Annotated in this window: 14 protein-coding genes; 11 read left to right on the forward strand and 3 right to left on the reverse strand. The window is 34.3% G+C overall.

Annotation, left to right across the window (positions count from 1 at the left end):
* Positions 1-34 precede the first annotated feature (34 nt).
* Together PBV87_RS00350 and PBV87_RS00355 are read right to left on the reverse strand one after the other, a co-directional pair.
* Positions 35-1,657: a DUF4838 domain-containing protein gene (locus PBV87_RS00350; protein ID WP_271010727.1), complete on the reverse strand. Its 1,623-nt coding sequence runs from the start codon at positions 1,655-1,657 to the stop codon at positions 35-37.
* Positions 1,658-1,672: 15 nt separating this feature from the next.
* A complete protein-coding gene (locus PBV87_RS00355; RefSeq protein WP_271010728.1) occupies positions 1,673-3,196 on the reverse strand; it encodes a sialidase family protein in 1,524 nt (507 codons plus the stop codon).
* A gap of 159 nt (positions 3,197-3,355) precedes the next feature.
* On the opposite strand from PBV87_RS00355, the gene PBV87_RS00360 reads away from it, so the two are divergent.
* From PBV87_RS00360 to PBV87_RS00410, 11 genes are all read left to right on the forward strand, one after another.
* Positions 3,356-5,716 carry a chitobiase/beta-hexosaminidase C-terminal domain-containing protein gene (locus tag PBV87_RS00360; RefSeq protein ID WP_271010729.1) on the forward strand — a complete coding sequence of 787 codons (2,361 nt, stop codon included), beginning with the start codon at positions 3,356-3,358 and terminating at the stop codon, positions 5,714-5,716.
* A gap of 512 nt (positions 5,717-6,228) precedes the next feature.
* Complete coding sequence (locus tag PBV87_RS00365) at positions 6,229-8,247, forward strand: immunoglobulin-like domain-containing protein (RefSeq protein WP_271010730.1); 2,019 nt, start codon at positions 6,229-6,231, stop codon at positions 8,245-8,247.
* Between the two features lie 34 nt (positions 8,248-8,281).
* Positions 8,282-11,176, forward strand: coding sequence for an extracellular solute-binding protein (locus PBV87_RS00370; protein WP_271010731.1), 2,895 nt, complete (start codon positions 8,282-8,284; stop codon positions 11,174-11,176).
* Positions 11,177-11,195: 19 nt separating this feature from the next.
* Positions 11,196-12,116 carry a carbohydrate ABC transporter permease gene (locus tag PBV87_RS00375; RefSeq protein ID WP_053985974.1) on the forward strand — a complete coding sequence of 307 codons (921 nt, stop codon included), beginning with the start codon at positions 11,196-11,198 and terminating at the stop codon, positions 12,114-12,116.
* A gap of 1 nt (position 12,117) precedes the next feature.
* The gene (locus PBV87_RS00380) at positions 12,118-13,005 is read left to right on the forward strand and encodes a carbohydrate ABC transporter permease (protein WP_053985973.1); all 888 of its coding nucleotides are present in this window, start codon (positions 12,118-12,120) and stop codon (positions 13,003-13,005) included.
* Positions 13,006-13,019: 14 nt separating this feature from the next.
* Entirely contained in the window at positions 13,020-14,489 is a 1,470-nt protein-coding gene (locus PBV87_RS00385) for an NHL repeat-containing protein (protein ID WP_271010732.1), read from the forward strand.
* A gap of 13 nt (positions 14,490-14,502) precedes the next feature.
* Positions 14,503-15,129, forward strand: a complete 627-nt coding sequence (locus PBV87_RS00390) for a Yip1 family protein (RefSeq protein ID WP_053985971.1) — start codon at positions 14,503-14,505, stop codon at positions 15,127-15,129.
* Positions 15,130-15,133: 4 nt separating this feature from the next.
* Positions 15,134-17,698, forward strand: coding sequence for a DUF5696 domain-containing protein (locus tag PBV87_RS00395; RefSeq protein ID WP_271010733.1), 2,565 nt, complete (start codon positions 15,134-15,136; stop codon positions 17,696-17,698).
* Between the two features lie 17 nt (positions 17,699-17,715).
* Positions 17,716-18,615, forward strand: coding sequence for a carbohydrate ABC transporter permease (locus PBV87_RS00400; protein ID WP_271010734.1), 900 nt, complete (start codon positions 17,716-17,718; stop codon positions 18,613-18,615).
* Complete coding sequence (locus PBV87_RS00405; RefSeq protein WP_053985968.1) at positions 18,605-19,639, forward strand: carbohydrate ABC transporter permease; 1,035 nt, start codon at positions 18,605-18,607, stop codon at positions 19,637-19,639. Before PBV87_RS00400 ends, PBV87_RS00405 begins: the two co-directional genes overlap by 11 nt.
* A 273-nt stretch (positions 19,640-19,912) precedes the next feature.
* A complete protein-coding gene (locus PBV87_RS00410) occupies positions 19,913-20,914 on the forward strand; it encodes a LacI family DNA-binding transcriptional regulator (RefSeq protein ID WP_053985967.1) in 1,002 nt (333 codons plus the stop codon).
* 76 nt (positions 20,915-20,990) lie between these two features.
* Here PBV87_RS00410 and PBV87_RS00415 read toward each other — a convergent pair whose 3' ends face one another.
* A complete protein-coding gene (locus tag PBV87_RS00415; RefSeq protein WP_053985966.1) occupies positions 20,991-22,028 on the reverse strand; it encodes an aldose epimerase family protein in 1,038 nt (345 codons plus the stop codon).
* Positions 22,029-22,040 lie beyond the last annotated feature (12 nt).

Here is a 22,040-nt window from a genome sequence, read left to right on the forward strand (position 1 = left end):
TTATAACAATCTCCTTTTGGATGATATAGTAAATTTATAAATCAAGTTGGGATAATGCGTCAGTAACAAATTGGTCAACAGTAATCTTCCATTCTTCAACCATATGAAGTTGGCACTTTCTTGCAACCTTTGCAAAACGTGCAATACGTTCTAATTGTTGTTTGGGTGTACCGTACTTAAGATAGATACCCGCATAATCTATAGGAAGTGCAGCCACTTGAACACGAAGTAATAAGTCTTCATCATATGCTACACTTGCTTTTGCTTTGTCAAAGAGTTCTACATAGTATTTGAAAAGCTTTTTAGTTAAAAAGGTCTTCTTAGCATCTTCAGGGTTACCAAAGATATCTAGGCGATGATTGTGTTTTTCTTGTGCATCATGAATGGTCTTAATATATTCAAGGATAAAAGGTGCACCCTCTTGATAATAACCTTTGCAAAAATCTTCTAGATGTGCATTTACATCACAGTATGGATCCCATGCCAGTTTGGCAAGTAAGTAACCACGTAAGTCACTCCATTCACCACCTATTTCTCTATTACATTGGCTAAAGAGAAGTTTCACGTTGTTTTTGACAAAGAACTGCATATTTGGAGCAAGAGTACGTAAGTTAGGGAAAGGACTCACTAAGTTTCTAAATTGGATATTGTAATCCCAAAGTGAAACATTCTGGGAGATACTTGCCCAAAATTCTAATTCTTCCTTGCTTTCTTTTGAAGTAGGATCGATAGCAATTGGAAGTCCTCTGTTTGCTTCAATATTGCAAGTCATAATATGTACATTTTTTGTAGGACGTGTATGCTTTGGTGGTTTTCTAGTATACCAGTATGAGAGCGTAGAAATAACTTTATCAGGATAGGTATCAGCTACATGGTTAACAAAGTTAAGTACGGATCCCATAGGACTTTCATCGTAGTCATCAATCTTTTTGCAATGTTCACATTGGCAATAGTTATTGTCATCGTTTTGGCTTACAGACCAGTAGCGACACTCAGGTTTCTCATCCATGAACTTTTTAAGGTTTTCAATCATAATCTTTTGTACTTCCGGATTACTTAAGCAAGGTTCTCCTTGAGGATGACGCTCACCATTAAGAAGTGCAAAGTATTCAGGATGTTCGTTGAAGTATTTACTACTTGGTAAGAGGTCTTGGAAAGAGTGACACCAAAATCCCCAACCTTCATGAACTTTACTTTGTGCAGCTTTGTGTTTTTCTGCAAAGGCTTTATTTTCAAAAGCCTTATAATAAATTTCACGGTATTCAATAGGAGGGACATAACTATAGTGATCCAGTGCGATAGAGAGGTTAGGGTATGCTGGAATGAAGTCTACATCTGGTGTGAAGTAGCGACAGCCTACTAATCTTTCTAACAAATCATAAACAGCATAAACAAAGGCTTGCTCGTTTTCTGACTCAAAAATAAGCTCAGTGTGATCAGTGCTTTGTGCAGTATAATAAGCAAAACCATTATGTCCATATTGATTAGATGTTTTAAAAATAACTTGGTTAAGTAACTTCTCATTAGATTCTAATGAGAAGTTTAATTTTGTGATTTTTTCTAGATAATGTGTAAGGATAGTAGCGCTGCGGTAACTTGTGTCAGTTGGATGAATACTACATAGTACTTGATTTTCCTTCGAAAAATGAAAGTCCATAAAAGCCTCCGAAATTTAATTTGTAGTAGGAAGTGTTTCTAAACTACTTTCAAGCGTAGCATCTTGGAAGGTAGTTGTAATTTGAAGAACAGCTTGCTCAAGATCAGAAATCATACAGTTTTGAACAGCTAAGCTTAGTGTATCTAGAGTTGTTGCTTGAAGATAGAGTTCGTATACAAAGTAATCATCTTCTTTAAGTGTTGGAACAAGTTGAAGTGGCAACGTAGAAGTTACTTCTATATGCTCTAAATCATGTGCATCTGTATTGTGCTGCTTAGCACGTAAGATGATGGTGTCGTTATGATGGAAACCTAAGACATTAAGATTGAGTAAAGCAAAGCTATTTGCCTTAAGTTTTAATGTAAGGAGTTTGTACCATTCATCTTGGTGTGTCATATTAAGGTAATGTCCCATAGAGTATACAGGGAAACGGTGTACCTTACTTATTGCTTGGTGATCATAAGTTGTATGGTTTTGCATAATAGCAGGAAGGTAGCAACTTAAGTTGTGGCAAACAATATTTCCTCTTTGTTCTGTAAGAAGGTAGAGGGCTTGGTTTGTCTCGTCATAAGTAAAGCAAGAATAACCATCATTAGAGTCGTGAATAACTTCAGCAATAGTATTCCAGTGAATGAAGTCATCAGTAGCCATAAGTGTAAGTTTGTTACGTTCCCAAGAAATGCCTGAATGCTGAGGTGTGGCATATACACCATAAGTTTTGTGGTTTGGTGCAGTAAATTTAAGAATAGGAGATTGACAGCCTCCACGTTCGTAAATAGTATTATTAGAAATATGAGGCACCCAAGTCTTACCTAAGTCAGAAGTTGTATAGAAGGCACGTGCATCAGTAAGCGGTGCACGACAGGACATAAGGATTTGGTTTGACTTATATTCTACAACTGAACTTTCTGAAGTATAGGTATCAATGCGTGTCTCACCTTGATGCCAAGTTTCGCCGTGGTCAGTAGAGTAGACAATACCTGCTGTTGAACGAATGTTAGTATTTGGTGGAACCCAACGTTGAATAGGTATAACCAATGTACCATCTTCTAATTGGATACCATTACCTGGTCCTTGAAGGAAGAGGTTACAATCATCATCATAGAATTTTTTGAGGCTAATTTCTTCAGACCAAGTTTTACCGTCATCATCAGAATAGGCATAAACTAAGTCTTGCATTTTGTGGTTATGAGAATCTAAATGCATATGTAAATCAAGTGCTAAAGCGAATAAGAAGATACGTCCAGTCACATGGTCAACAACGATACAACCATCCATTTTTCTAGAATGTTCAGGATGGATACCGCGTCTATGATGAACGATTTGTTTATCTATCCAAGTTTTACCTCCATCTTCACTTCTAGCAATACCGATATCAATCATATTATAGTCGCTAGCATCTACATAACGAATATCACTACCAGCAATGAGTGTACCTTTTTTGGTGATAGTCATAAATGGGATACGGAAATAATTTGAATTGAAATCTTGATTGTGTTCAAAAACTATTGATTGAGGTAAAACATTTTGTGCAAACATACTAATGCTCCTTTCAAACTCGTGGTAATACTCCTATAATAAAATAAAAACTAAAATTTTACTATAAAAAAGTGAAAAAATATATGAATTATGTTAATTATGTTGTATGATAGATTTTATCTATTTTAAACAAAAAGACTATAAAAGAGGGATTAAAGCATGAAAAAACAAGCATTAGTAAATATTTATCATTTTGTTCGTAAGTCAACTTATAATGATGGCATTTTTACTCAGGAAGATTTTGATACATTGAAAAATGAAATGGACATTTTAAAGCAACATCAACTTCCAGCAACCTATGCCTTAAAACATGATGCAGTTATGGATGAACGTTATACAGAACTTATTAAGTCTATGATTGATGAAAAAGATGAAGTAGGCGCTTGGTGGGAAATTACACAAGAGATGGCAGATAAAGCTGGTGTAACATGGAAAGGTTGTGATGTGATTGACCTTCATGTTAAGGCTGGGTACTCCCTTGCTTATACACCAGAAGAAAGAAAGAAACTTATAGATGTTTATATGAAAGACTTCAAAGAAGTGTATGGTTACTATCCTAAAACAATTGGTTCATGGGTAATGGATATTGTATCTTTTGAGTATGCAAAAGAAAAATATGGTGTTATAGGTGGAGCGCTTTGTAGAGATCAAAAAGGAATAGATGGTTTTACACTTTGGGGCGGATATGTAAATGGTGCTTACTATCCAAGTAAAGTGAATGAAAATATTCCAGCTCAAAGCCATGAGATGCAAGTGAATATGCCTATCTTTAAATTACTAGGACCAGATCCAATCTATAACTTTGAAGCAGAAGTGAGACCAGGAGCAGGTGGTATTTATACATTAGAGCCAGCTTGGACATGTGGTCAGTCAGAAACATGGGTAAAATGGTTATTTAATTGTATTACAGAAGAAGAACAATTAGGTTATGGCTATACACAAGCAGGTCAAGAAAATAGCTTTATCTGGGGGAATGTTGGAGATGGATTTGAAATGCAAATGCGTCATATTGCAGACCTTAGAAAAGAAAATAAAGTTAGAGTAGAAAGCCTTAGAGATTCTTCAATCTGGTTTAAAAAGAAATATCAACTAACGCCACCTGTTACTTATACAGCAACTACAGACTGGAACGAAACATTTGATCTTAAAACGTGTTGGTATAGTAGCCGTTTCTACCGTAGTAGCTTAATGCTAGATCAAGGTGTTTTAAGTATTAGAGATTTATATTTATTTGATGAAAAGTATGAGTCAAGATATCTTAATGATTATATAGATAATAATGAAAGTATTTTTGATGCACTACCAATACTCAATGCTTGTTATTGGAGCACAAAGGAAAAAAGAGCAAGTATTGACTTTATCAATTTAAAGACTGGTGCAGTATTAAAAGGTGAAACTGTTCAATTTGAAGCAAAAAAAGATGAAAAGACATGGATTGCTACATGGAATATGGAAGATCAAGCTAAAATGATCATTACACATACCCAAGCAGCTATGAAATTTGAAGTAGAGAGCAAGGATATTGAGATAGAATGGGGTATTAGAATTAATACATTACCTGTTTTAGAGGAGATTGTAGATAATAAGTTAATCTGTAGGCATGAAGGATTTACTTATGGTATGAAAGTAGAAAATGGAAAATGTATAAAAGAAGATGACAGTGTAATGATTATACCAACAGATTCTAACTGTACCTTTATCATGAATGATCATGTAGAATTACAGCAGTTAGAAATCTTTAATGAAGAGTACTTAACTCATGCAGTGGCTTTTGATGCAGAAGTAGAAAAAGCTGTAGAGGTTGATGAAGAAAAAATCTCAAAGATTAAGCTTATTAAGCCAATCATGTCTCATCGTGCAAAAGTAAAGCAATACGATGAGGTTGTATACTGCACAATGACCAATATCAATGATGGTGGAGTGATTCGTTATACGGTAGATGGTACAGATCCAACAGAAGAATCTTCTATATATAAGGAAGCTGTTGAAGTAAGAGAAGATTGTGTCATTAAAGCACGTGCCTTTAAAGAAGGGCGTATTGCAAGTGATGTAATAGAGGCTAAATATTTTAATACATTACCAAGGGTAGCTATTACAAGTCCTACCAAGTTTGATGAAAGAAAAGTATTTAACCGTAATGGGGCAAATGACTTAATTGATGGTGAGAAAGGTAGCCTTAATTATGTAGATAACTGCTGGCTCATTACAACAGACGTATTAGATGTAGTAGTAGACTTAGGCATAGAAAGAGAAATTTCTAGTATTAATATTGGATTGATGCAAAGTAAAAGATCAGGTCCATACTATCCTGATTATGTAACTTTCTATATTTCACAAGATGGAGAAATGTTTGAAGAAGTAGGAACAAATCATGTACATGCTGAAAGTGGAGATCCTGATATTGAAATTAAGGATATTGTAATGGAGCTACAAGCAAAGGCAAGATATGTAAGAGTTAAAGCTAAGCCACATAAGTTCTATTTCATTTTTGCAGATGAAATTATTGTTCAAGGAAGATAAAGTAACAGAAAAGTTAAGTAACTATAAAGAAAAAACATAACTTTTGAGCGAAAATTTATAAAAATTAGGGTTACGGTAAAGTAGTAAAATAAAGTAGTAAAATAAGACAGGTAAATAAATTGGTAAAAAACTAGGTGGTAAAATTTGAGTCATCTAGTTTTTTTGAACTTAAAATAAAAAAATAGTGCTAAAAAAAGTAAAAATTTTATATTTGTATTGTAAGTTAGAACTAAATGTTGTAAAATATACTTAAATTACACGAATAAAAAAATGATTTTTGTGTAAAAGTGCAATTAAACTTTTTCTAACAAGTATGTAAAAATTAGTTAACAAATGGTTTTTTTAGTAAAAAGTTTTAGTGATATTCTTAAAGGTCTTAATTGGTAATCAATCAAGATAGATAAGACTTGCAAGTTAAAGTAACTCTTTTAAGTACACAATAATTAACATCTGGGAAAAGGGAAAAATTTAAATTGTAAGCTTAAAAACACATCAAGAGGAGGTAGCAGAAAATGCTAAAGAAATTTTCTAAAGTGCTTGCATTAGGTTTAGCGGGTGCAATAGCTCTAACAGGTTGTGCAGGGGGAAAAGGTGCTGAAACAGGTAATAATACTGATACAGCTCCAAAAGGAGATAAAGGTGAAACAACAGTAATCCGTATTGGATCACATGCTGCAAACTCTATGAATCCTAACTACAAAGATCCTGTAACAGGCGAATATGCAATGAATGAAGTTGACAGAGAAATCCGTATTCAGGCAATGCAAAAAGTAAAAGATGAATTAAACGTTGATATTGAGTGGGTACAATTCCCTGGAGATACAACAGAAGTACTTTTACAAAGTGTAATGGCTGGTGACCCGGTTGCGGATGTTGTTAACTTATATGCTAACTCACAAGGAACTATTTTAGGACAAAACGTACTTCAACCATTAGATAATTATATGGACGCATTTTTACCAGATTGTGAGATTCCAGCACCAATCTATGGTAAACAATACTTTATTGAAGTATCAGGCGGTGGAACACATCCGTTATCACCATTATTCTATAACATTGATTACATAGAACAAGTTGACGCTTTAAAAGAAAACGGCAAAACAATTTACCCAACAGATCTTTATAAAGAAGGTAAATGGACATGGAGTGTATTTGAAGATTACTTAGCTAAAATCAATGCACACTATGCAAATAGTCAGGCACCAGAAAGACCAGAAAAAAGAATTGATGCATACAGAACAGACTACACAGAAACACTTATCCAAGCAATGCATTCAGCTGGTGGAAGTATCTACGGCCAAGAAGGACTTGGAATTGAATCTAAAGGTACAAAAGAAGCTGTAGCATACGTTGAAGGTTTAATCAACAAAGGATTACTTGTTACAGAAGTTGTAGAAGGTACAAGTAACAGACCTTACAATGCACAAGGTGCACCATTCGAAATGGGTGAATCAGTATTCACAAATATCGAAGACTGGCGTTCAAGTGGTGCAGCATCTAAAGCAGCTGATCGTGGTCAATCTTTAGGATTTATTCCTTTCCCAAGACCAGACAGTATGGCATTTGATGATCCAAACTACAGACAAGTTCGTACAGGTGGAGAATCATGGGCAATCCTTCGTGGTGTAGATGAAGCTAAAATTCCAGTAGCAATTCAAACATACCAATTATTTAACTCAGAAGTTCAAAAATTAACAAAAGAAGTAAATGGTGGAGCAGATGAAAAAGCACCAATCAGAATTGGAATTGACTTATTCCATGAAGAAATTGGCGCTGATATGCAAGATATCTACTATTCAAGTACAGAAGCAACAGTTGTAAACGAACTTTCTAACATGACAGGCGTTTATTGGGACTTCATGAAGATTGCAGGAGACTCAATCTTCGGTGTAGATGGTTCACCAAGCTACGAAGTAGCAGTAGAAGCTAAAAAAGCAATTATCACAGATAAAATTGCAAGTGTAGAAGCAACATTAAATAGTACAGAAGTAAAAGATAATATTGCACCAGCATTTACACAAGTAGAAGCAGGTAAAACATACGCATTCCCTAAAGGAACAGATCCAGCATCAATTGATTGGGCTAGTGAATTTACAGTAGCAGATAATGTTGATGGTAAACTTGATGCAGCAAACATTAAATGGGATTCATCAGCAACAGACTTCAACACAGTAGGCGTTTACTCAAAAGGTGTTGTAGGTACAATTTCTGATTCAAATGAAAATGAAGGTAAACAAAACATCAATATCACAATCTATGATGGTAATAATACAACAGCACCAACACTTACAATGAAAGAAGAAATGAGAACAATCACTGTAGGTGAAGAATCAGCAAATATTAACTGGGCTAACGATTTCGTAGAAGCAGCTACAGATAAAGATGGTTTAGACCTTAAATCAAAGGTAGTAGCTGATTTATCAGAAATTGATACAACAACAGCTGGTACATACAATGTTGCAATTACAGTAACAGACTATGCAGGCAACGAAGCAACACAAACAATTGAAGTACAAGTTGTAGCAGAGTAAAAATAAGTAATTAGTCATATTAGGAGGCGAGGCAATGAATAAGAAGCTTGTAGGAAGCTTGATATTATCATTGGTTGCCCTTGCTGCCATTGGTTATAGCTATAAGGGTGCTAACGACTCAAAGCAAGGTGTGTATACGATAGGTGTACCAACGGATAGAGAAGAATTCTATGAAAGTACATATGCGTCTTACTTAAGTTCTAACGGATATCAAGGAAATATGTCAAAAGGTGAAGTTGTAGTAGATATTAATAACTATACTGCTGCAGATGGCACTCGTGTAACGACAGACCAAGAAGGTGTAATTACACCTGAAGAGGGTAAAGTAACATGGCAGTTTGACGTTAAAACACCAGGTTTTTATAACTTAGAAGTAGGATTTTTACCTGTAGAAGGTAAAAATTCTACTATCGAAAGAAAAATGTACCTAGATGATCAAGTTTGCTTTAAAGGTATGGAACAATTAAGTTTTGAACGTACATGGGCAAATGAGACAGCTGAAATTGAAGTTAGAAACGATAATGAAATAAGACCAAATACCGTAGAACTTATCAATCCAAAACAAACCTTTGTAGAAGATGCTCAAAGAAGGGGAACAGAACCTTATAAGTTTTACTTATCACAAGGAACACATACTCTTACTTTTGAAGCAATCAAAGAGGCTGTAAAAATCACAAATCTTGTCTTTAAGGCAGATGAGCCAATCCTTAGCTATGAAGAAACCATTAATAAACTACAAGGCACTTACCCTCTTTATGAGGGTAACCTTCTTGTAGGGCAAGCAGAGCGCAACGAAGGCATCACAAAAAATGTATTAAAATCTTCAAGAGCAATATTAATTAATACAAATTATTCTAGTCCAAGAATAGAACCATCACATCCATCTAATTTAGTATTTAATACAATTGGTGGAGACAGCTGGAAAACACCAGGGGATGGTATAACATGGGAAGTTGAAGTTCCTGAATCAGGACTCTATCAAGTATCCTTTACAGCAAGACAAAGCAGTAATCGTGGTGGAGTATCATACAGAAAATTATTAGTTAATGGAAAAGTTCCATTTAAAGAAGCGAATAGTATAGGTTTCCCATATAGCACAGGATTTAAGAACTATGTTATTGGAAATGATGATGGAGCCTATTTAATTCCTCTTGAAAAGGGAATTAACACAATTACATTAGAGACAGTATTAGGCCAATTCGATAGGGCCACAACAGAAGTTCAAGAAAGTTTATTTGTCCTCAATGAAACTTACCGTAAAATTATTCAGTTAACAGGTACGGTTCCAGACAGTTACATTGACTATGAAATCGAGAAAAAACTTCCAGAAGTTAAAGATATATTTACGCAAGAATCAGAGAGACTTGGAAATATACTAGAAGAAGTTATCAGCATTACAGGTGAAAAAGGTGAAGACTCAGTTATTATCGATAAGCTTGTTATACAACTTGGACGTCTGGCAAAAAATCCAGAACTTGTTGTTAAAGAGCTTAGCCAGTTAAAAAATAATATTTCGTCACTAGGTCTATGGAATATGGAAGTAGCATCTATGCCACTTGAAGTAGACTCTATTACATTAGGTACAGAGCAAAAAGAACTTATACAAACAGAAGCAGGCTTTGTTGAGAACTTTGCGTATGAATCACAACGATTCTTATCTACTTTTATAGATGATAATACGCAAATGTCAGGGAAGGTTGATAAAAAGCAAGAATCAATTAAAGTTTGGATTGGGACAGGTCGTGACCAGGCTCAAGTAATGATGAACTTAATTGAAGAACGCTTTACACCACTTACAGGTATTAATGTTCAATTAGAACTTATTCCAGAAAGTGTAATCATTCCTGCTACTCTTGCAGGACGAGGCCCAGACATTGTAACGGGTATTACAGAGCAACAAGCTATGAACTTTGCAGTGCGTAATGCACTTGTAGATTTAAATGAGTTTGATGGCTTTAGCGAAATGTATACACAGTATGAGCCAAGTGCATTTGAAGGTATTACATTCCAAGAAGGTATCTTTGGTATGCCAGAACAACAATCATTTATGATGTTATTCTACAGACAAGATATCTTAGATGAATTAGGACTTGAAGTACCAACTACATGGGAGGAAGTAAAAGCGATTATCCCAGTATTGCAAATGCATAACTACGACTTCTATATGCCAGCTGGAACAGCAGATCCAAATGGAACAATGTATGCATCACTAGTATTCCAAGGTGGAAATGATATGTATCTTGGAGAAGGAAATGACTATGGTATCGAAACAGGTTTATATGAAGAAGGGGCAATGAGAGCCTTCCAAGATTATACACAGTTCTTTACAAGTTATCACTTACCAGTAGTTGCAGACTTTGCTAACCGTTTCAGAACAGGGGAAGTACCAATGGGTATAGCACCTTATACGGTATATAGTCAGTTACAAGTATCAGCTCCAGAAATTCGTGGCCTTTGGTCATTCTCACCAGTACCAGGAAAAGTAAAAGAAGATGGTACGGTAGATAATACACTTGTTTCTAGTACAACACAATGTATTATGCTTGAACAAGGTAAGAATAGAGATGCAGCTTGGGAATTTATGAAGTGGTGGACAAGCGAAGAAGTACAGCTTGAATACGGAACCACTATTGAAGGGATTATGGGACCAGCAGCACGTTATCCAAGTGCTAATGTTGATGTTGTAGAACAACTTCCATGGTCAGTTAAAGATGCAGGAGCTTTAAAAGAACAGTTTAGAGCAACTAAAGGATTACCTGAAGTACCAGGTGGTTATATGACATCTCGTATGGTAAGTTACGCATTCAAAAATGTTGTAACAGATGGTCAAAATCCAAGAGAAGCACTTTACTTAAATGCTAAAGAAATTAATGATGAACTTACAAAAAAACGTAAGGAATTTAATTTATCAACTGTAGAATCAGAATAAATTTAATGAGGAGGGTAGCATGGAAACAACAACAAACAAAAAAGGGCGCCTACCCTTAAAGGAAGCATGGAGACTACATAAAGAAAAATATTTACTCATTATGCCTTTTGCGATTATTTTCGTGATTTTTAACTTAGTGCCTGTACTTGTAGCAATGGGACTTAGTTTTACATCCTTTAACATGTTAGAAGCACCAGACTTTGTTGGACTTGCTAACTATATCGAACTTTTGGCAAGAGATGAAGTTTTTCTTATAGCCGTTAAAAATACGTTATTACTTGCTTTTATTACAGGGCCAATAAGTTATATTATGTGTTTCATCTTTGCGTGGTTAATCAACGAATTACCACCAAAACCACGTGCAATCTTAACACTTATTTTCTACGCACCATCAATATCAGGTAACGTATATCTTATTTGGAAATTAATTTTCTCATCTGATATGTATGGTTTTGCAAATGCATGGCTTATGAAATTAGGTCTTATTGATTCACCAATCTTATGGTTTGAAAATGCAGATTACATCTTACCAATCTTAATTGTAGTTCAATTATGGTTAAGTCTTGGGGTAAGTTTCCTTGCATTCATCGCTGGTTTACAAACTGTAGACAAGTCATTATATGAAGCAGGAGCTATGGATGGTATTAAAAATAGATGGCAAGAATTATGGCACATTACACTTCCATCTATGAAACCACAGCTTATGTTCGGTGCGGTAATGCAGATTACAAACTCACTATCTGTATCAGCTATATCTATTGAGCTTGCGGGATTCCCATCAGTAGATTATGCAGGTCATACCATTCTTACTCACTTACATGACTACGGTAATGTAAGATTTGAAATGGGATATGCAAGTGCTATTGCGACAGTATTATTCTTCGTTATGTTAATAGCCAATATCATCGTTCAAAAAATGCTGAGAAGGGTTGGGGATTAATATGAACGTTATACAAAAAGTTAAACAATCCATTAATAGTAGAAAATTTACACGTAGAAATAGAAGTATTGGTGGCGACCTTGGTCTGATGATCCTTCTTGGAGGGTTTGCACTCTTTAGTGCTTATCCTCTCTTATATGCAATCAACAATGCATTTAAGCCGATGAGTGAGATTTTCTTATTCCCACCAAAACTCTTTGTTCAAAACCCTACTTTAAATAACTTTTATGATTTATCAACAATTATCAATAACTCTTGGGTTCCATTTTCAAGATACATATTTAATACACTTCTTATAACATTACTTGGAACCTTTGGTACAGTACTTTTAGGAACAATGGCAGCGTATCCACTTGCTAAGTATAAGTTCCCAGGTTCACAAGTGATGTCTAATATCATCGTTTATGCACTTATGTTCAATGCATCAGTTACAGCTATACCTAACTATATCATCATGAGTAAGTTAGGAATGGTTAATACATATTGGGCAGTTATTTTACCAGTTATTGGTTCAACACTTGGACTTTATCTGATGAAGAACTTTATCGTTCAGATTCCAATGGCACTTATTGAATCAGCTAAGATTGATGGAGCAAGTGAAATAAGAGTATTCTGGACTGTAATTATTCCACTTTGTAAACCAGCTTGGATTACACTTTGTATCTTATCTTTCCAAACACTTTGGGGAGCAACAGGTGGTAACTTTATCTATTCTGAAAACTTAAAGCCAATTAGTTACTCATTATCTCAAATTATTGGAGGGGGTATTGCAAGAACAGGGGTAGCATCAGTTGTTTCACTAATTATGATGATCGTACCGGTTACTGTCTTTGTAATTTCTCAATCTAACGTTATTGAGACTATGGCAACATCAGGAATGAAAGACTAATGGGGGTGAGTAAGATGCGTAAAGGGAAAAACTTTTTTGCCTATCTTTTGATAGTAATGCTCTGTATCCCAAGTTTTGTATATGGACAAAACACACGTGAGATGAATTACGCGTATGACTATTGGGGTAGAGTAATTGAAGATATTCCTTTCTTTGAACTGTATACAACGATAGATCAAGGAAGTATGGGAGATGTAAAAGTTTCAAGTATGGATGATGTAACGGTATCAGGCGACAGAATCTATATTGTTGATAGCGTAGAATCTAGAGTAAATGTATTTAATCCAGATTTAGAGCTTATCACTTCTATTAAAGTAGTACGTAATGCAGAAGGAAAAATTGCAGTTGACGAAAAAACAAAAAAACAAATTGTACTTAATGCACCAGAAGGTGTATTCGTACATGAACCAGAAGAAGAGATTTATATTGCTGATACTGGTAACCAAAGAATTGTTGTCTTAAATGAAAAAGACTTTTCACTTAAGAAAATTATTAATCAACCAACAAATATGGTTGGACAAACTGTATTTAAACCTTCAAAGATTGCAGTAGATAGAATCAATAGAATCTATGTAGTTGTACAATCAGGATTTGAAGGGATTATTGAACTTAACCAAGATGGTGAGTTTGTAAGATACTTTGGGGTTAACAAACCAAAAGTAAATTTACTTGATTACTTCTGGAGACAACAAGCATCTGAAGAACAAAAAGCTAAAATGCAAAAAGTTTTAGCGCCATCATTCAACAATATCGAAATTGATGATGAAGGTTTTATTTATGCAACAACACAAGATAGTAGTGCACAAGATGCAGTATTTAGATTTAACCCAAAAGGGGAAAATGTACTTCGTGAAAATGGATTCTGGAAAGTACGTGGTGATTTAAATACAGATCCAACATCAACATCAGTAGCACGTATTAGTAAATTTACAGATATTGCGCTTACTGACTATGGTACATATGCAGTACTAGATAAAGAAAAAGGACGTATCTTCATTTATAACTTTGATGGAGAACTTATGAACATCTTTGGTGGTAAAGGTTACATGAAAGGTGAATTTGCAGATCCTTCTTCTATTGCATGGCTTGGAGAAAAGCTTGTTATAACAGATAAACAAATGAAAGCAGCGTATGTTTATGCGCCAACTGAATTTGGTAAATTAGCGCTTAGTGCTTCAGAAGCTTACTTTAATGGTGAGTGGGACAAAGCAACAGAACTTTTATTAAATGCTGTTGCAATCAATGGTAACTATGAAATGGCTTATTCAACCATCGGTAAATCCTATCTGATGAAAGAAGATTATGAAACAGCTATGTATTACTTTAAACTTGGAGACAACCAAGAATACTATTCTAAAGCATTTAATGGCTACAGAAGTATTTGGATTAAAGATCATTTTGGTTGGATTTTTGCTACATTTGTATTAGTGATAGGCGGGGTAATCTTCTCTGAATGGCGCTATTATAAAAAGCAGAAAATGTAAGGAGGGTGTAAAAATGAATAAAGTTGTAGAAGAGCTTAAATACCTAAAATATACGCTTTTTCACCCATTCGATGCTTTTTATGAAATTAAATGGCGTGGAAAAGGTAACATATGGCTTGCAACAGTTTTAATTTTAGCATATGGAATAGCAATGATTTTAAATAATCAATATACAGGATTTGTAGTTAATAGTTTCCCAGCGTATAAAATCAATAGTATTGCTACTTTTGTTTTAACAGTAGCACCATTACTTCTATTTATTGTAAGTAACTGGAGTGTATCTACTTTGTGTAATGGTAAAGGAAAAATCAAAGATCTTTACATGGTTATAGGATATGCGATTTGCCCAATGCTTTTATTCCAAGTAGCTACAATTGCAATCAGTAACATTATTATTTTAGAGGAAGCAAGTTTACTCTTTGCTTTTAATGCAGTAGGAATGTTATGGTTCTATTATTTAGTATTCTGTGGTGTTACAACTGTACATGAATATACAGCTAAAGAGAGTGTAATTACATTAATTACTACAGCAGTTGCTGCAATCGTTATTATTTTCATTAGTGTACTTTACTTCTCTTTAATGGAACAAGTTATTAGTTTTATATCAACATTAGGACAAGAATTTATTAGAAGGTGGTGAGAGAATGAATAAAAAGATACGTAATATTATTCTAGGGGTAGCAGTAGTAGTTTTAGTAGCAGGAACAGTTAAGGTCATTCCTCACCTAACACTTAAAGCAGCACAAGTTGCAAGTGTTGAACGAGAAGGGATAAAAGAGGTTAAAGGATCTATAGATATTAAAAAAGGCGAACTCTTAGTTGCAGAATCTGCAACTAAAGAGCTTCACTTAGATACTGATACACTTGATATTAGAGTAGCAGATAAAGTAAGTGGCAGAGAGTGGACAAGTAAAGTTGCAGCACCAAGTAATAACAAGGATAAATCGATTTTAACGATCTCTTATTTAAGTGGAGATAATAAAAAGAACGAATGGGACGCTTTTGTAGACGTCATTGAACCAGGTAATTATAGTATTGACCGAATTGAAGATGGGGTAAAACTTACTTTATACTTCGAAACTTCAACTAAAAAACCTGATCAGTTATTACCAAGTTATATTGAAAGTGAATATCTTAACTCAAGATTTTATGATGAAATAGAGAAGAAGGCCAAAGAAGGGGCTATCACTGATAAACAAGCTGCAAACTACAAAAACATTTTAAAGAAAGTCTATATGAAAGACTTAACAAAAGGTGGATTTAAAATTGTTGATGCCAAAGCTTTACCACCAAGTGCTGTAAAACAACTTAATGAAATGGTACAAATCATTGGTTATACAGAAGAAATGGTAAAAGCAGATAATGAGGCTGCTGGCTTAGATATTGAAATTCCACAAATTGCAAGCTTTAAAATTGTAGTAGATGTTACACTTGATGGAGAAGACTTAGTTATTAATGTACCAACTTCTGAGTGTACAAGTGGAAATGATTATTTCGAATTACAAAACATTGAAGCTTATGCTACTTTTGGACACGCATCTTCAGAAGATGTTAAAGATGGATATATCATGGTTCCTGATGGAGCTGGGGCATTATTTGAATTAAATTCTTACAATGCAGCATACCCACAATATTCAAGACCAGTTTATGATAATACATACTATGATCAAATGTATCAAATGCCAACATTCAAAGAAAACATTCATATGCCAGTATTTGGTATGACTTATGGCAAAGATGAAAATGCTACGCATGGATTTATGGGGATTATTGAATCAGGAGCAGAACTCGCAACAGTTAATGTACGTCTGGGGACGAACGATATCTCTACAGGAGGAAGTGTAAACAACAAAGTTTACCCATCTGTAGATGTAATGCAATATTCAAGGGTTAAGCTGATGGGACCATATAGTGATAACGATAGTAGATACTTAGCATCTACAGGTAAAATTGATATGGACTATACAGTACGTTATAAACTTTTCAATGACTCAGTAACCTATTTTGATATGGCAAATACCTATAAAGAATATTTAACTGAGAAACATGGTTTAACACAAAATTATGTAACTGAGCCAAAAATGTATATAGATATGCTTGGTGCACTTACTATTCCAGCACGTATTGCTGGGGTACCATATGATAAAACCATTTCAATGACTACTTATGAACAAGCGCAAGCGATAGTGGAAGAGCTTAGCGATATGAATCTTGTTCTTAACTATGAAGGTGCGTTCTTTGGTGGAGAGAAAACAGGTCTTCAATCAAAAGCAAGCCTTGTAAAAGAAAATGGTAGTAAAAAAGAATTTGATGCATTAGTGCAAGCAGTAGAAGCTAGTAATGATCAAATTTTCTTTGGAACAGACTTAATGACAATCAAAGATACAAGTTATCCATTTAGTGCAAAAGTGCATGGTCTTTATAACTATGATAGTAAACCAGTAGCAATTTATGATTACGATTACACAACAGGTAAATATTCACCAGAATTTGAACCTACTTATCGTATGCATCCAAAATTCTTTGGAGATATTGTTAATCGTTTTGTAAAAGGTACAGAAGGAATTAATAACATTTCAGTTGGTGATGTACCAAATACTTATTATGCAAATTATAAAGAAGAAGAGATCTTAACACCTGTACAAGCAAATGTGATGATTGAAAATGGATTAGCTCAGTTAAGTGAGAATAAAGTATTAGCCTTTAACAATCCAAACATGAATACATTACCTTACTGTGATTACGCAGTAAATATCTCAAGAGAGAGCAGTAACTATGGAACAATGTATTCAAGTATTCCATTTAGACAACTTGTAATGAATGGATTAGTAGAGTATACAACGCTTAATGTGAATATGTCTAAAGAAAGTAAAGATTATTACTTATTACAAGCTTTAGAAGTAGGTAGTTATCCTAAATTTACAATAAGTGCAACAAACCAAGATGTATTAAAAGATTCACAATATAGAGAGTACTTAAGTGTAGATTACAACACACTTAAACCAGAGATGGAAGCACTTTATAGTGAATACAGTGAAGCATTTAATACAATTGGTACAAGAGAAATTAAAAATCATAGAATGCTTGAAGCAGGTGCCTTTGAAACAGAGTATGCAAATGGTACAAAAGTGCTTGTAAACTACAATCCATATCCAGTACAAGTTGAAGGACGTACAATTGATGCAGTAGGGTATGAGATTATTAAATAATTGAGGGAGGATATAAAATGAGAGCACTAAAATATTCAACAAAGAGAAAAATACACGGCTTTATTTTTATCTTGCCTTGGATAATCGGGTTTATTACATTCTTTGCAATACCTATTATTAACACAACAATTTATTCTTTTAACCATGTATCTGTAGGGGAAGCTGGAGGGATGAATTTAGCATTCTCAGGTATACAGAACTATATAGATCTATTTAAAACAGAAGTAACAACAGAGAATACTCAAGTACTTAGACTACTTGTTGAAGAAAATCAAAAGATGTTAATCAATGTACCACTTACAGTAATCTTCTCCTTGTTCTTAGCATTAATTATTAATGCTAAGTTCCCAGGAAGAGCTATTGTACGTATCATTTTCTTCTTACCAATTATTCTTGGATTAGATGTTGTAGTAAGCATGATGAGTATTGATACAGGTATGATGACACAAACAGCAACAACAGCAGTATTTGCTGAAACGTCTTTTGCGGAGTCTATACTGCAGTTTACTGGATTACCTCCGGAAGTTGTAGCCTTTATTCAAAGTACGATAACAGGTATTTTTACACTGATTACAAAATCAGGGGTACAAACTTTAATCTTCTTAGCGGGTCTTCAATCTATCAGCCCTGCTCTTTATGAAGTAGCAAAAATTGAAGGTGCAACGACATACGAAACATTCTGGAAGGTTACAATTCCTTCAACAGCAAACATTACATTTTTCGTAGCAATCTACACACTTGTTGAGCTATTCTTAAGCTCACCAGTAACAAAAGAAATTCATAACTTTGCTTTTATTAAGAGTAAAATTGGTGTAGGTTCTGCACTTTCTATTATCTTTATTGTTAATGCAATTGTATTACTTGTATTTATTAGCTGGTTCTTGAAGAAGGTGGTGAAACTAGATTATGGCAAATAAAGTAGTTAGTAACGACAGATTTGTGAAAGCGAGAGAATTAAAAAGTGCAAAGATCCCATGGGATGGCTATCGTATTAAAAAAGAAGCTATGGGTATTGGGTACAAACTTTGCTTTTACTCACTTATACTAGGATTATGTTTTGTAATCCTTTATCCTATGTTAAAACTTTTCCCACTAGTTTTTGGAGAAATGGCTGACTTAGGTAACCCTGACGTTATCTGGATTCCAAAAGAGTTCTCTCTTCTTAGTTTTAAGGCAGCCTTCAAGATTGCCTTAGGCGGAAGCTTTATGGGACTTATCATTTCACTTCTTTACGCATTAAGTATGGCTGTAATTCAAGTATTTATGAGTGCAATGGCAGGGTACTCACTTGCTAGAATTGATTTCAAAGGTAGAAATATTATATTTGCTTTAGTAGTACTTACATTCTTAGTACCACCACAAGCATTATTAATCTCTCAATACCTTCACTTCAAACAATTTGATATCTTTGGCTTAATTACACTTATGAATGGTTCAACAATAGACCTTATTAATAAACCATTTGTACTTTATATATTAGCCTTTTTAGGATTTGGGGTAAAACAAGGGCTCTTCATCTTCATTTTTAGACAGTTCTTTATTACTATGCCAAATGAGTTTGAAGAAGCAGCTGTAATTGATGGTTGTGGTTTCTATCGTACATACTTTAAAATTATGTTCCCTAACGCAATGCCTCCAATTATGACAGTTGGTGTTCTTTCATTCGTATGGAACTATGGGGATGTTTACTATACAAACTACTTCCATCCAGATGGACCATATTTAAGTGTTGTACTACAACGTCTATTCGGTGCAGAGCAAAGAGATAGAATTAACTCTATTCTTTTCGATCAGTTCAATGTATTCTTAACAAGCCAGCTTACATTTGATGCAACAAAGCAAGCGGCATTAATCATTTTCTTAATTCCGCTACTGATTGTATACTTCATCGTACAAAGAAACTTAGTAGAAAGTTTAGAGCGTTCAGGTATCGTTGGATAATGAGATACTAAGCAGCAGATAAAAAAATGCCACAGACAATATAAGTCTGTGGCTTTTTTTAGTAAAAAATAGCTTGTCAGACACTATATGAAAGTGGTATGATTTCATAAACAGACCTCTTAGTTTAGAAGTTGTTATTTAGGGGCATAGCAGTCATTTACTTCTAATAAAAGAAGATAGAGTATGATAGATGATAGCTATGGATCAAGCGTGGGATATATAATACGAGATATATGTGTAAAAATATAAGAATATGAAAATAAGGAGGAAAATATGGCTACAATTAAAGAAATAGCTGATAAAGCTGGAGTATCCATTACAACAGTCTCGAGAGTACTAAATTATGATGAGACACTTAATGTTTCAGAAGCAACAAAACAAAAAGTATTTGAAACCGCAGAGGAATTAAACTATACAACTTTACGTGTAAGAAAAAGTAAAAGTAACAAGTATACAATAGGTATTTTAAATTGGTATACACAAGAGCAAGAACTAAATGATCCTTACTACTTAGCTATTCGTTTAGCAGCGGAAAAGCGTTGTCAAGAAAGAGGGTATGCATATAAGACTATCGATAGTATTCAAAATATTAGAGAATACAAAGATGTAGATGGTATTATAGGAATTGGTAAGTTTGGAGAAGATGAAATTGGTAAGTTAGAAGCTATTAGTAAAAATATTGTTATTGTTGACTATATTGAAGCTTATAATAAATATGATTGTGTGACAACAGATTATGAACATGGGACAATAGCAGCTCTTGGACATTTACAATCATTAGGGCATACACATATTGCATACATTGGTGGAGAAGAGGTTATCAACAATGGTACTAAAAAGATTGAAGATCCTCGTGAAAAAGCCTATATACAATATATGTTTACAAATTTAGAATATCATCCAGAGTGGGTATATAAGGGTAACTTTAGCTTACAAGATGGATACAAGCTTATGAAGGGCTTACTTGAAAAGGATGAAAGACCAACAGCTTGCTTTGTAGCAAGTGATACAATGGCTATAGGTGCTTACCGTGCTATTAATGAAAAAGGTCTTAATATACCAGATGATATTAGTATTGTAGGTTTCAATGATATTCAAACAGCTCAATTTTTAAGTCCTGCACTTACAACAGTTAAGATTTATCCAGATGCAATGGGAGAAACAGGTATTCAGATTCTTATTGATGAGATTGAAAAGGGAAGTAGCATCAGTAAGAAGATTATCGTTTCTAACAAACTCGTTATAAGAGAAAGTACAAAAAAAATAAGCAAATAACTTATAAAGTAAATAATCTATAAAGTAAGAATGCCCCTAAAACATTAAGTAAATGTTTTAGGGGCATTCTTTTTGATTATCTAACAGTAAATTTATACTCTGTAGTAGAGTGTAATACTTCACCTACTTTTAAAAGGCTATATTCTTTGAAACTTTCGTTATGGCCAATAGGTGGCTTTTGTGTTTCGAAGCAAATAGCACGGCGAGGAGAAGCAAGTGTATCATTATCTAGCATGTATGGATCTGCAAAGTTCATTGTATAAAGAACAAGAGCAGGCTCAGTTGTAGAAACTATCATTTGTCTTCCAGATACTTCATCGTAGAGACTAGCACACGCAGAAGTATTAGGTGTAAGAAGCCAAGGATGGTCGTAACCTCTTTGTGGATTCATAAATGGATCCTCAATATGTACGCCGATGGCACGAGGTGCATTGAAATCAAAAGTAGTATGTTCTTTTACATCTAGTACAGTACCAGTAGGAATATTATCATTATCTAATTCTAGAACTTGGTTACTACTAACTTGTAGGATTTGTGGTGCAATATTTTGCTTCATATATCCTGATAAGTTGAAGTAAGAATGATTAGTAAGATTGACAACCGTATCTTTATCAGTTGTAGCACAGTAAGAAATTTCTAAAGCATTTTCGTTTGTAAGGGTATAAGTAAATTTTACATTTAAATTACCTGGATAACCTTCTTCCATATCAGCACTAGTATAAGAGAAGTGTACCCCTACTTTATTTTCTGCTTCAAAGGTTTCAATATCCCAAAGTTTTTTGTGGAAACCTTCCTTACCACCATGAAGTGTATGGATGCCTTGAGTTGGTGTTAAAGGATAAACTTGCCCATCAATAGTCACTTGACCTTTGTGGATGCGACCAGCTGTACGTCCAATAACAGTACCAAAAAAAGAAGGATTTTCTAGATAATCTTCTAAGCTTTTGTAAGCAAGTATAATATTTTCAAATACACCATTACGGTCAGGTGCTGTAAGCTTTGTAATAGCACCACCAAAGTTTAAACATTCTAATTCCATACCTAAATCATTGGTAAGGTTGATCTTCTGTACTGAAAGTGTGCCTAGTTTAATCGTTTCTACATTAATTTTCATATATGCCCTCCA

Source organism: Holtiella tumoricola, from assembly GCF_027857615.1.
Classification (GTDB): domain Bacteria; phylum Bacillota; class Clostridia; order Lachnospirales; family Cellulosilyticaceae; genus Holtiella; species Holtiella tumoricola.

What these genes read in the sequence shown, in the direction of transcription:
- PBV87_RS00350 (WP_271010727.1), bottom strand. Translation starts at nt 1,657, where the DNA reads ATGGACTTTCATTTTTCGAAGGAAAATCAAGTACTATGTAGTATTCAT.
- PBV87_RS00355 (WP_271010728.1), bottom strand. Translation starts at nt 3,196, where the DNA reads ATGTTTGCACAAAATGTTTTACCTCAATCAATAGTTTTTGAACACAAT.
- PBV87_RS00360 (WP_271010729.1), top strand. Translation starts at nt 3,356, where the DNA reads ATGAAAAAACAAGCATTAGTAAATATTTATCATTTTGTTCGTAAGTCA.
- PBV87_RS00365 (WP_271010730.1), top strand. Translation starts at nt 6,229, where the DNA reads ATGCTAAAGAAATTTTCTAAAGTGCTTGCATTAGGTTTAGCGGGTGCA.
- PBV87_RS00370 (WP_271010731.1), top strand. Translation starts at nt 8,282, where the DNA reads ATGAATAAGAAGCTTGTAGGAAGCTTGATATTATCATTGGTTGCCCTT.
- PBV87_RS00375 (WP_053985974.1), top strand. Translation starts at nt 11,196, where the DNA reads ATGGAAACAACAACAAACAAAAAAGGGCGCCTACCCTTAAAGGAAGCA.
- PBV87_RS00380 (WP_053985973.1), top strand. Translation starts at nt 12,118, where the DNA reads ATGAACGTTATACAAAAAGTTAAACAATCCATTAATAGTAGAAAATTT.
- PBV87_RS00385 (WP_271010732.1), top strand. Translation starts at nt 13,020, where the DNA reads ATGCGTAAAGGGAAAAACTTTTTTGCCTATCTTTTGATAGTAATGCTC.
- PBV87_RS00390 (WP_053985971.1), top strand. Translation starts at nt 14,503, where the DNA reads ATGAATAAAGTTGTAGAAGAGCTTAAATACCTAAAATATACGCTTTTT.
- PBV87_RS00395 (WP_271010733.1), top strand. Translation starts at nt 15,134, where the DNA reads ATGAATAAAAAGATACGTAATATTATTCTAGGGGTAGCAGTAGTAGTT.
- PBV87_RS00400 (WP_271010734.1), top strand. Translation starts at nt 17,716, where the DNA reads ATGAGAGCACTAAAATATTCAACAAAGAGAAAAATACACGGCTTTATT.
- PBV87_RS00405 (WP_053985968.1), top strand. Translation starts at nt 18,605, where the DNA reads ATGGCAAATAAAGTAGTTAGTAACGACAGATTTGTGAAAGCGAGAGAA.
- PBV87_RS00410 (WP_053985967.1), top strand. Translation starts at nt 19,913, where the DNA reads ATGGCTACAATTAAAGAAATAGCTGATAAAGCTGGAGTATCCATTACA.
- PBV87_RS00415 (WP_053985966.1), bottom strand. Translation starts at nt 22,028, where the DNA reads ATGAAAATTAATGTAGAAACGATTAAACTAGGCACACTTTCAGTACAG.